We start from the raw sequence: 11,025 nt of genomic DNA, 5'->3' as shown, positions 1-11,025 counted from the left end.
CGCCGTCAATCTCAAGAGGATTCTAAAACTTCTTCAAGAAAAAGAGGAAAAATAGACAAGGAAAAAGGCAACTTGATGTCTTAATTTTGGGGACAAGTTGCCTTTTATATGTCTACATTCAAACATAAGCAAAAAAACGAAAGTTTTTCAGTAGCCTCAGCGTATGCGACGAGGAGGCTCGACGCTCGCTAAACGGACGAAGTGTATTCAGGCTGAGGGTTTAAAAGCAACAATCTATACGAAAACAGCCTTTTTAAAACATCCATTTCTTTTTTACTTTGACTCGCACAGCGACGAGGAGGCTCCCGAACTGCCCGTGGAAAGCGAACGCCTGGAACGGAAATCAACAGGCAAGTTTAACAGAGCCATTACTTTAAGCAGTGAATAGCATGGATTTACTACGTTTATTCTGATTTTAGATAAGGAATCTAGCATAAATTTGGTGAATAATGCTAAAATAAAGTGAATGTTTAAATGAACTAGAATGTATAGGGAGTCTAAACAGCATTGAACCTTTTTAAGGAGGAACTCCATTGGCGAAAGTATTAATAAAAGACGTTATTAAGGAATTTGATTTAGAATTAGTAAGTGGAGAAGAAGGGATTAATAGACCAATTACGGTCAGTGATATATCTAGACCTGGCTTAGAAATGGCGGGTTATTTTGACTATTATCCAGCAGAGCGTATTCAATTATTAGGGAAAACGGAGCTTTCTTTTGCAAGTAAATTAAGCGATGATGAAAAAAAGTCGAGATTAGGTCGACTTTGCAGTGATATTACACCAGGAATCATTATTACAAGAAATAAAAAGGTACCAGCTGAATTAATCGAGGCATCGGAGCAATATTCTGTTCCTGTTATGCGTTCTAAACAAAAAACATCGTTATTTTCCAGTAGATTAACGAACTTTTTAGAAAGAAAATTAGCACCGACAACTGCTGTGCATGGTGTATTAGTAGATATTTATGGCGTGGGTGTTTTGATTACGGGAAAAAGTGGCGTAGGGAAAAGTGAAACGGCACTGGAATTAGTAAAGCGTGGGCACCGATTAGTAGCAGATGACTGTGTTGAAATTCGTCAAGAAGATGAAAATACCATTGTCGGCAACTCGCCAGAATTAATCGAACACTTATTAGAAATCCGCGGATTAGGCATCATAAATGTGATGACATTATTTGGTGCAGGAGCAGTGCGCAGTTATAAAAAGATTTCCATTGTTATGTCATTGGAGCTTTGGGAACAAAATAAACAATATGATCGATTAGGTCTAGAAGAAGAGAAAATGAAAATAATCGATACAGAAGTAACAAAAATAACAATACCAGTACGTCCTGGGCGAAATTTAGCGGTTATTATTGAGGTTGCTGCCATGAATTTCCGATTAAAAAGAATGGGCGTAAATGCAGCCGAGCAATTTACAAATAAACTGGCTAATGTTATTTCAGATAAAGAGTAGATTTTGCCTATAAACCTAGAAATGGTAGAAGGACGTATATGTTTAAGGAGGAAAGAACGTGAAAGAAATACAGCCAATAGATCCTATTGCTTTTTCACTTGGTGGAATTGATGTTCGCTGGTATGGAGTGATAATCGGAACAGGATTAATTCTTGCACTTTTATTAGCGATCAGGGAAGGCAATAGAAGAGGGTTGCATAAAGATGATTTTCCGGATTTAATGCTATGGGCCATTCCAATTGCTATTATTTCAGCTAGAGTCTATTATGTAATATTCGAGTGGGATTATTATAGCCAGCATATGAGTGATATTCCGAAAATATGGCTTGGTGGCATTGCGATTCATGGTGCCTTAATTGGTGCTGTTATCACAACATACATATTTACGAAGAGAAAAAATATTTCGTTCTGGAAAATGGCAGATATCGCTGCGCCAAGCATCATCTTAGGTCAAGCAATTGGCCGCTGGGGCAACTTTATTAACCAAGAAGCCCATGGCGGAGAAGTAAGTCGTACGTTTTTAGAGAATTTGTACTTGCCAGAATTTATTATCAATCAAATGAATATTAATGGCGTTTATTATCACCCAACGTTTTTATATGAATCATTATGGAATATTATTGGATTTGTCTTGTTGCTTGTTTTACGAAAAGTTAATTTGCGCTCAGGAGAAATCTTTTTGTCGTATGTTATTTGGTATTCGATTGGTCGCTTCTTTATTGAAGGGTTGAGAACAGACAGCTTAATGGTTGGAGATTTTAGAATGGCGCAATTAATTTCGCTGTGTTTAATCGTTTTTGCCATTGTAACAATCGTGTTCAGAAGAAAAAGCGGCTTGGCGAATCATCGCTATTTGGATACAAATTATTAATGATTTTTAGATGGAAAAGGGGACGGAGCTACGCCAATTTGTAAGATAGCGGGAGACGAGGCACGAGTTTCTTTGGAGGTTTTATTAAGAAGGCTATGTTAAAGCTCCTTGTTGATTTTAGCACTATGTTGATTGGAGTGGAAGGTGTGAGACTCCTGCGGGAAAAGCGAGTCAGAGGGAGACCCCACAGGCGCACAGCGCCGAGGAGGCTCCCGGACCGCCCGCGGAAATCGAGCGCCTGAAGCGGAAATCAACAGGCAAGTTTAACAGAGCCATTAAGAAAGGAAGAGTGAAATGGCTGCAAAGATAAATACAGCTTTGTTTGATTTGGATGGAACGTTAATTAATACAAATGAATTAATTATTTCATCCTATCTTCATACATTAGAACAATATTACCCTGGAAAATATACAAGAGAAGATGTTTTGCCTTTTATGGGCCCGTCATTAAAGGAAGTGTTTAGCTCCCTTGATAAAGATCGAGCAGAAGAAATGATAAAGGTCTACCGAACTTATAACCTTGCTAATCATGATAAGGTTGTCACTATTTTTGACGGGGTGTATGAAACCGTTAAAGCTTTAAAAGAACAAGGTTTTAAATTAGGAATTGTTACAACCAAGTTATCAGATGTAGTCGATATGGGGCTAAAACTGACAAAACTACATGAGTTTTTTGAGGTTATTGTCGCTATTGATCATGTGAAAAAGGCAAAACCAGATCCAGAACCTATTCATTTAGCGTTAGATAAATTGCAGGCAAAACCAGAAGAAGCAATCATGATTGGAGATAATTATCATGATATCCAAGCCGGTCAAAATGCGGGAACGTTAACAGCGGGAGTAGCTTGGTCATTAAAAGGAAGAGAATTTTTACAAGGATATAATCCAGATTATATTTTTGATGAAATGCAAGATCTACTATCTATTCCTGAAGTGAAGGCTGAATGAGAAGAACAACCCGTTACCCTGTAAGTGGGGCCAATTCCTTATGGCATGTGTATAAAACCGTACCTTTTTTAAAGGTAATAAAAAATTTTATCATTATTCAACTAGCAAGATATATGCCATTTTTACGTTGCAAGAATTGGCTGTATCGTACTTTTTTGCGAATGAAAATTGGGGAACAAACATCCTTTGCTTTAATGGTAATGCTCGATATCATGTTTCCAGAAAAGATTAAAGTCGGTAGAAACACAGTTATTGGCTATAATACGACTATTCTTGCCCATGAATATTTAATTGAGGAATATAGATTAGGTGAGATAGAAATTGGCGATGAAGTAATGATTGGTGCAAATTCGACCATTTTGCCAGGCGTAAAAATTGGAGATGGAGCGATTGTTTCAGCAGGGACTCTTGTTCATAAAGATGTGCCCTCAGGAAGTTTTGTTGGCGGCAACCCGATGACAATCATCTATTCAGCAGAAGAGATGAAAGAACGGAAAAAACATGCTCCAGCTTATATCGTAGAAGAATAAAACAATAAGGTGACTTTTTATAGAGTTGCCTTTTTTGTTAGGCTATGTTAAAGCTCATTGTTGATTTTCGTTCCAGGCATGAGACTCCTGCAGGGAATGCAAGTTAGAGGGAGCTCCCGAACCGCCCGCTACAAATCAACAGGCAAGTTTAACAGAGAGATCCATGCAACAAAATTTGCACCATGGCGCATGGAAAGAAGCAGTCTCCACATTTATAGCGCAGAGCAGCGTGAATACACGAAGACTCCTGCGGGAAAGCGAGACCGCAGGAGCGCTAGCGACGAGGAGGCTCGACGCCCGCCCCATGGAAAGCGAAGTGTATGCCGGCTGCGGACTACTCACAAGAACACCACACTTTTCAGGGTAGCCTTTATTAAAAAATTGCACATGATAAAAAATAAAGAATCCAGAATGAAAAGCAGTAAAAAATGGTCTTTTTTTACTTGACCAAAAGAAGAAGGAAGAGTAAACTACAGATAACTCTTTAATTTGTTAGCATATTAGCGAACTAAAGTATTCGGAAAATTCTTTATGAGGTGTGAATATGAGCAGTTTATTTATGTTTGAAAAGCCTTTAGGCATGAGAGATACATTACCAAAAACATATGAAATAAAAAATAATGTGAAAAGAAAAATGGAAGAAGATATTAAAAAATGGGGATATCAATTTATTGAAACGCCTACATTAGAATATTATGAAACGGTTGGATCTTCTTCAGCCATTTTAGATCAGCAGCTATTTAAGTTGTTAGATCAACAAGGCCACACATTAGTTCTTCGCCCGGATATGACAGCGCCAATTGCCCGTGTTGCGGCATCTAAGCTATTAAGTGAAGAACTTCCTTTACGTCTTGCCTATAATGCGTCCGTATTTCGCGCACAGCAGCGTGAAGGTGGACGCCCAGCAGAGTTTGAGCAAATAGGCGTTGAATATATTGGTGATAAAACAATTAGTGCGGATGGTGAAGGGATTGCGTTAATGATCTCCTCTTTACAAGAAGCAGGAGTGAAAAACTTTCAACTATCCATCGGACATATCGGCTTTGTGCAAGACTTCTTTTTGCAAATTTTAGGAACAAAAGAAAGAGCAGATGCCTTAACAAAATATTTGTACGAAAAAAATTATGTAGGCTACCGCCAGCATGTTGATAATCTGTCTTTATCGAGTATTGATAAACAAAGATTGTATCAATTCTTAAAACTAAGAGGCGGCGAAGAAGTAATTGAACTTGCTTATGAGCTGATTGAAGATGGAATCGGCAAAAAAGCAATCGATGAATTAAAACAGCTATGGGATATTTTATTGGATTATGAAGAAAAAGGGTTTGTGAAATTTGATTTAACGCTAGTAAGTCATATGAGCTATTACACAGGAATTTTATATGAGGTATATGCAGAGGGAGTAGGTTTTCCAATTGGAAGCGGCGGAAGATACGATCTGCTTCTCGGGAAGTTTGGAAAATCAACAGGTGCAACTGGTTTTGCCATCCGCATCGACCATTTATTAGAAGCACTTGGAAAGTTTGAAAGAACAAACAATATTCATTGCATTTTATTTAGCGGCGACCGCAGAAAAGAAGCGTTTGAACTAGCAAAAGAAAAGAGAGCAGCAGGAATTAAAGTCATTACGCAAGATATAAATGGGGTAAAAAATGTGGATGCATGTACGAAACAATATGATGAAATTACGTTATTAGTTGGGAAAGCAGGAATGGAGGTTGTGAAATGAGAGATATATTAACAATTGCCATGCCTAAAGGACGTATTTTTGAAGAGGCTGCTAACCTCTTGCGTGAAGCAGGGTATAAGCTGCCTCCTGAATTTGATGATTCTCGTAAATTAATTATTGATGTAGAAGAAGAGAATTTCCGGTTTATTTTAGCAAAACCAATGGATGTACCAACATATGTAGAACATGGTGTAGCCGATTTAGGCATCGCCGGAAAAGATGTTATGCTTGAAGAAGAAAGAGATGTATACGAGCTGCTCGATTTAAATATTAGTGCTTGCTACTTAGCCGTTGCCGGATTGCCAAACACAGAATTAAATGATTTTGCACCAAGAGTTGCAACAAAGTATCCGAATGTCGCTGCAGCTTATTTCCGCGAACAAGGTTCACAAGTGGAAATTATCAAGCTAAACGGATCAATAGAACTTGCACCAATCATTGGTCTGTCCGATCGAATTGTCGATATTGTTTCAACAGGTAAAACATTACTCGAAAACGGCTTGGTAGAATATGAAAGAATCGTGGATATAACGTCGCGATTAATTGTTAATCCAGCAAGTTATCGAATGAAAGACAATCGAATCAGCGATTTAGTAGAACGATTAAATAATGTGGTAAAAGGAAACTCATTAACTAGATAGTAACGGAAAAGTTTAAGGGGAGTCGCCATATGAAAATAGTAAATGGTGGAGAGGGAATCTTCATAAAACGTTCTGTAGATTCAGGAACAGAAGAACAAAGAACAATTGTTAAACAAATTATTGAAAATGTAAGAACCAATGGAGATGCAGCATTAAAAGAATATACAGAAAAGTTTGACCGAGCGAATATTACACAGTTTCTTGTATCCGCAGAAGAAATGGAAGCTGCGTTTAACGATGTAGATGATGAAATGGTTTCGATTATAAAAGAAGCAGCAGAAAATATTCGCAGTTATCATACAAATCAGTTGAAGCCTTCTTGGATGGTAACAAAAGAGAATGGTTCCATTTTAGGGCAGCAGGTTACGCCTTTAGATTCGGTCGGCGTTTATGTACCAGGAGGAACGGCAGCGTATCCTTCTTCTGTGCTGATGAATGTTATTCCAGCTCATGTTGCTGGTGTAAAACGAATCGTGATGGTTTCTCCGCCAAATGAAGATGGAAAGCTTCCAAGTGCGGTATTAGTAGCAGCATCAGTTGCAGGTGTAAAGGAAATTTATAAAGTTGGCGGCGCTCAAGCGGTTGCAGCTTTGGCATATGGAACGGAATCTATTAAAGAGGTAGATAAAATTGTCGGCCCTGGAAATATCTTTGTTGCCCTTGCCAAAAGGGAAGTATTCGGAGATGTGGATATTGATATGATCGCAGGTCCAAGTGAGATTGCAATACTTGCAGATGATACTGCACATGCAAATGAAGTGGCAGCAGATCTGTTATCACAGGCAGAACATGATACAAGAGCAAGTTCGGTCCTTGTTACAACATCTGCAAAGCTTGCAGAACAGGTTGCGTTAGAAGTAGAGGAGCAGTTAAGTACATTGCCGCGAAAAGAGATTGCGCAACAATCTATTGAAGATTTTGGATTAATTATTATAACAGAAACAATGGACGATGCTGTTGATACGATTAATACACTTGCTCCTGAGCATTTGGAAATAATAACGGAAAATCCATTTGAACTATTAGGAACTATTCGCCACGCAGGTGCCATTTTTGTAGGGAGATACAGCTCAGAACCTGTTGGAGATTATTTTGCCGGAACTAATCACGTATTGCCGACAAATGGTACTGCAAGGTTTTCGAGCCCGTTGAATGTAGACGATTATCAGAAAAAATCCAGTGTTATTTATTACAGTAAACAAGCATATGACGAAAATGCGGGGAAAATAGCGGCATTTGCACGTCTTGAAGGCTTAGAAGCACATGCAAGAGCAATAGAGTCAAGAAACAAGAATTAGATTCAAAATGTAGACAAAGTGGTTTTAGCAGAAACTTCAGGTTGATTGAAGAAATTTGTCGACAGCCTGATTAGATTAGTTTGAAGTTTTTGGAGGGATTATCATGGGAAGAACGGCTGCAATTAGCAGAAAAACTGGTGAAACAAATATTCAATTATCTTTTAATGTAGATGGAGAAGGTGTAGCAGAAATTGATACTGGTGTACCTTTTATGAATCATATGCTTGATCTGTTTACAAAGCACGGTCAGTTCAATTTAACAGTTCAAGCAACTGGGGATATCGAAGTAGATGACCATCATACAACAGAAGATATTGGTATTTGCCTTGGACAGGCTCTTAAAGACGCCGTTGGTGATAAAAAAGGCATAAAAAGATACGGAAACAGTTTTGTGCCAATGGATGAAACATTAGCACAAGTAGTCGTTGATTTAAGCAACCGTCCGCATTTGGAGTTCCGTGCAGAATTTCCAAGCCAAAAGGTAGGTACATTTGATACAGAATTAGTCCATGAATTTTTATGGAAGCTAGCGTTGGAAGCAAGAATGAATTTACATGTAATCCTTCATTACGGACAAAATACGCATCACATGATAGAAGCGATTTTTAAAGCATTAGCTCGAGCTCTTGATGAAGCAACAACTATTGATCCAAGAATAAAAGGGGTACCTTCTACGAAAGGAATGCTGTAAGATGCTAGGCATTATTGATTACGGAATGGGGAATTTATTTAGTGTAAGTAAAGCCCTTGAGAGATTAGATGTTCCATATTTTATTTCTGAAGATAAGGAAAAGCTTATGCAAGCAGACGCGTTAATTCTACCAGGAGTTGGGGCATTTAAAGATGCGATGACTCGTCTAAATGAATCTGGATTAACAGAAATGATTCACGAGTATGTTGCAAGCGGACGTCCATTGCTTGGCATTTGTCTTGGCATGCAGCTTCTTTTTGAAGAAAGTGAAGAACATGGACAAACAGAAGGATTGAAACTATTGCCAGGGAAAGTGATTCGTTTTCCAGGAGTGACAGAAGAAGGAAATTCGTATAAAGTACCGCATATGGGCTGGAATTTATTAGCCTTTAACGAAACATGTGCCTTAACAGAAAATATTCAAGATGATTATGCTTATTTTGTTCATTCGTATTATGCAGCAACAAAGGAAGAAGTAATCATTGCAAAAAGTACGTATGATAAAGAAGTACCTGCAGTTGTCGGCAAAGAAAATGTTTATGGGATGCAATTTCATCCTGAAAAAAGTAGTAAGTTAGGAATGCAATTATTAAATAACTTCACAAAGCTTATGAAGAAAGGATGAAAAAAATGAGTTTTACAATATATCCTGCAATTGATATGCGCGGCGGTAAATGTGTTCGCCTGCTGCAAGGAGATTATGATCAGGAAACCGTTTATGGAGATTCTCCTTTTGCAATGGCAAAAAGCTTTGCAGATCAAGGGGCTAATTGGATACATATGGTTGACCTTGATGGTGCAAAAGATGGGAAAAGAGTAAATGATGCTTTTGTTATTGATGCTGCCCAGAAATTAGGCGTTAATGTACAAATCGGTGGAGGCATTCGTACAGAAAACGATATCGTCCATTATTTAGATAATGGGATTACTCGTGTCATCATTGGAAGTATTGCTGTATCTAATCCTGACTTTGCAATCGAAATGATCCGTAAATATGGAAATAAAATAGCAGTGGGCATTGATGCAAAAAACGGCTATGTAGCAACACATGGTTGGATCACGACATCAGAAAGCCGTGCTGTCGATCTTGGAAAAAGATTTGCTGACGCTGGTGCTGAAACGTTTATTTTTACTGATATAGCAACAGATGGCATGCTTAGTGGTCCAAATGTAGAGGCAGTTAAAGAAATGGCAATAGAGACTGGAAAAGAAGTGATTGCTTCAGGTGGAGTAAGCAATCTGAACGATTTGAAAATATTAAAAGAAGCAAGCGATGTGGGTGTTCGTGGCGCTATTGTTGGAAAGGCGTTGTATGAGGGTCGTTTTTCTGTACAGGAAGCATTAGGGGTGAATGTTTCATGTTAACAAGCAGGATTATTCCATGTTTAGATGTCAAAGATGGACGAGTTGTTAAAGGAGTTCAATTTGTTCAGTTAAGAGATGCTGGTGATCCGGTGGAACTAGCCAGATTTTATGATGAACAAGGTGCAGATGAATTAGTGTTCCTTGATATATCAGCATCACATGAAGGCAGAAAAACAATGGTAGAAGTAGTAAAAGAGGTTGCCTCAGAGCTTGCGATTCCTTTTACAGTTGGTGGTGGAATCAATTCTTTAGAGGATATGAAAAGAATTTTGCGTGCAGGTGCAGATAAAGTGTCTTTAAACACAGCAGCTGTTACCAACCCTGGACTCATTACGGAAGGAGCAAACTTCTTCGGATCGCAATGTATAGTCGTAGCAATTGACGCAAAATTTGATCAAGAGTTAGGCACATGGCGTGTTTATACGCATGGAGGCAGAAACGCGGTTGATAAGGATGTTATCTCGTGGGCGAAAGAAGTAGTAGAGCTTGGAGCAGGAGAAATTCTCTTAACAAGCATGGATTCAGATGGAGAGAAAAAAGGGTTTGACTTAGCTTTAACAAAAGCGGTTAGTGAAGCAGTTACTGTACCTGTTATTGCTTCTGGGGGAGCAGGAAATGCCGAGCATTTTCAAACGGTTTTTCAAGAAGGAAAAGCAGATGCTGCGCTTGCTGCGTCCATTTTCCACTATAAAGAAACTTCGGTGCATGAAGTGAAGGAATTTCTGAAAGAAAGAGGAGTGCTTGTTAGATGAATATCGAAGACTTGGCATTTGACGAAAAAGGGTTGATCCCGGCTATCGTGCAAGATGTTAACACAAAAGAAGTATTAACATTAGCTTATATGAATAAAGAATCGTTGTTAAAATCTTTAGATTCAGGTGAAACATGGTTTTATAGTAGATCAAGACAGGAACTTTGGCATAAAGGGGTAACTAGTGGAAATACACAGAAAATTGTCGAAATGAAATTTGACTGTGATAAAGATGCATTAGTTGTGTTTGTAAGTCCAGCAGGACCAGCTTGTCATAACGGTACAACAAGTTGTTTTACAGAAAGTATCTATCAAAATAAACTTACATCGGACTTCGAAGTTTCCAATTATCAAATCTTACATAATCTTGAACAGGTGATAAAAGAAAGAGAACAAAATCGCCCAGAAGGTGCCTATACAACGTATTTATTTGAAAAAGGCGTCGATAAAATTCTCAAAAAAGTGGGAGAAGAAGCCGCTGAGGTTATTATTGCCGCTAAAAACCGAGATACAGAAGAGTTAAAATGGGAAGCGGCTGATTTATTGTATCATCTATTCGTTTTATTAAGAGAGCAAAACTTGCCGTTTGCAGAAATTTTAAACGTATTAGAAACTCGTCATAAAGAAAAATAAGCATTTTAGGGGGCTGTCCTATAAGTCATTCATCATCCGACTTATAGGAGGTCCTTTTTTGTTTAGGCTGTTTTCTCAAAGTTTGTTGTTTTTTACATAATATATTTGGAA

12 protein-coding genes are annotated in these 11,025 nt (G+C 38.2%); all 12 read left to right on the top strand.

Annotation, left to right across the window (positions count from 1 at the left end; all coding sequences use genetic code 11):
• The first annotated feature begins 533 nt into the window (after positions 1-533).
• On the top strand, positions 534-1,457 hold the full coding sequence (gene hprK / locus ACTXGU_RS20050; RefSeq protein ID WP_443483296.1) for an HPr(Ser) kinase/phosphatase: 924 nt from the start codon (positions 534-536) through the stop codon (positions 1,455-1,457).
• Positions 1,458-1,515: 58 nt separating this feature from the next.
• On the top strand, positions 1,516-2,328 hold the full coding sequence (gene lgt / locus ACTXGU_RS20045) for a prolipoprotein diacylglyceryl transferase (protein ID WP_443483295.1): 813 nt from the start codon (positions 1,516-1,518) through the stop codon (positions 2,326-2,328).
• A 294-nt stretch (positions 2,329-2,622) separates the two neighbouring features.
• Positions 2,623-3,276, top strand: a complete 654-nt coding sequence (gene ppaX, locus ACTXGU_RS20040) for a pyrophosphatase PpaX (RefSeq protein ID WP_443483294.1) — start codon at positions 2,623-2,625, stop codon at positions 3,274-3,276.
• Positions 3,273-3,806 (top strand): acyltransferase, encoded by a 534-nt coding sequence (locus ACTXGU_RS20035; RefSeq protein ID WP_443483293.1) that lies wholly within the window; start codon positions 3,273-3,275, stop codon positions 3,804-3,806. The genes ppaX and ACTXGU_RS20035 overlap by 4 nt, the downstream gene beginning before the upstream one ends.
• Before the next feature lie 544 nt (positions 3,807-4,350).
• Positions 4,351-5,535, top strand: coding sequence for an ATP phosphoribosyltransferase regulatory subunit (locus tag ACTXGU_RS20030; RefSeq protein ID WP_443483292.1), 1,185 nt, complete (start codon positions 4,351-4,353; stop codon positions 5,533-5,535).
• Positions 5,532-6,176 carry an ATP phosphoribosyltransferase gene (hisG, locus tag ACTXGU_RS20025; RefSeq protein ID WP_443483291.1) on the top strand — a complete coding sequence of 215 codons (645 nt, stop codon included), beginning with the start codon at positions 5,532-5,534 and terminating at the stop codon, positions 6,174-6,176. The genes ACTXGU_RS20030 and hisG overlap by 4 nt, the downstream gene beginning before the upstream one ends.
• A 29-nt stretch (positions 6,177-6,205) precedes the next feature.
• A complete protein-coding gene (gene hisD / locus ACTXGU_RS20020) occupies positions 6,206-7,474 on the top strand; it encodes a histidinol dehydrogenase (RefSeq protein WP_443483290.1) in 1,269 nt (422 codons plus the stop codon).
• 103 nt (positions 7,475-7,577) lie between these two features.
• Positions 7,578-8,165 (top strand): imidazoleglycerol-phosphate dehydratase HisB, encoded by a 588-nt coding sequence (gene hisB, locus ACTXGU_RS20015; RefSeq protein WP_443483289.1) that lies wholly within the window; start codon positions 7,578-7,580, stop codon positions 8,163-8,165.
• Position 8,166: 1 nt separating this feature from the next.
• Entirely contained in the window at positions 8,167-8,790 is a 624-nt protein-coding gene (hisH, locus tag ACTXGU_RS20010) for an imidazole glycerol phosphate synthase subunit HisH (RefSeq protein WP_443483288.1), read from the top strand.
• 5 nt (positions 8,791-8,795) lie between these two features.
• Positions 8,796-9,530, top strand: a complete 735-nt coding sequence (gene hisA / locus ACTXGU_RS20005) for a 1-(5-phosphoribosyl)-5-[(5-phosphoribosylamino)methylideneamino]imidazole-4-carboxamide isomerase (RefSeq protein WP_443483287.1) — start codon at positions 8,796-8,798, stop codon at positions 9,528-9,530.
• Entirely contained in the window at positions 9,524-10,282 is a 759-nt protein-coding gene (gene hisF, locus ACTXGU_RS20000) for an imidazole glycerol phosphate synthase subunit HisF (RefSeq protein WP_443483286.1), read from the top strand. The genes hisA and hisF overlap by 7 nt, the downstream gene beginning before the upstream one ends.
• Complete coding sequence (gene hisIE, locus ACTXGU_RS19995; protein ID WP_443483285.1) at positions 10,279-10,914, top strand: bifunctional phosphoribosyl-AMP cyclohydrolase/phosphoribosyl-ATP diphosphatase HisIE; 636 nt, start codon at positions 10,279-10,281, stop codon at positions 10,912-10,914. The genes hisF and hisIE overlap by 4 nt, the downstream gene beginning before the upstream one ends.
• Positions 10,915-11,025: the final 111 nt, after the last annotated feature.

This window comes from Niallia sp. 01092 (assembly GCF_052318935.1).
In the GTDB taxonomy this organism is placed as follows: Bacteria; Bacillota; Bacilli; order Bacillales; family Cytobacillaceae; genus Niallia.
This window is presented reverse-complemented; position numbering and strand designations above follow the sequence as displayed.

What these genes read in the sequence shown, in the direction of transcription:
- ACTXGU_RS20030 (WP_443483292.1), top strand. Translation starts at nt 4,351, where the DNA reads ATGAGCAGTTTATTTATGTTTGAAAAGCCTTTAGGCATGAGAGATACA.
- hisF (WP_443483286.1), top strand. Translation starts at nt 9,524, where the DNA reads ATGTTAACAAGCAGGATTATTCCATGTTTAGATGTCAAAGATGGACGA.
- ppaX (WP_443483294.1), top strand. Translation starts at nt 2,623, where the DNA reads ATGGCTGCAAAGATAAATACAGCTTTGTTTGATTTGGATGGAACGTTA.
- hisA (WP_443483287.1), top strand. Translation starts at nt 8,796, where the DNA reads ATGAGTTTTACAATATATCCTGCAATTGATATGCGCGGCGGTAAATGT.
- hisB (WP_443483289.1), top strand. Translation starts at nt 7,578, where the DNA reads ATGGGAAGAACGGCTGCAATTAGCAGAAAAACTGGTGAAACAAATATT.
- hisG (WP_443483291.1), top strand. Translation starts at nt 5,532, where the DNA reads ATGAGAGATATATTAACAATTGCCATGCCTAAAGGACGTATTTTTGAA.
- hisH (WP_443483288.1), top strand. Translation starts at nt 8,167, where the DNA reads ATGCTAGGCATTATTGATTACGGAATGGGGAATTTATTTAGTGTAAGT.
- ACTXGU_RS20035 (WP_443483293.1), top strand. Translation starts at nt 3,273, where the DNA reads ATGAGAAGAACAACCCGTTACCCTGTAAGTGGGGCCAATTCCTTATGG.
- hisIE (WP_443483285.1), top strand. Translation starts at nt 10,279, where the DNA reads ATGAATATCGAAGACTTGGCATTTGACGAAAAAGGGTTGATCCCGGCT.
- hisD (WP_443483290.1), top strand. Translation starts at nt 6,206, where the DNA reads ATGAAAATAGTAAATGGTGGAGAGGGAATCTTCATAAAACGTTCTGTA.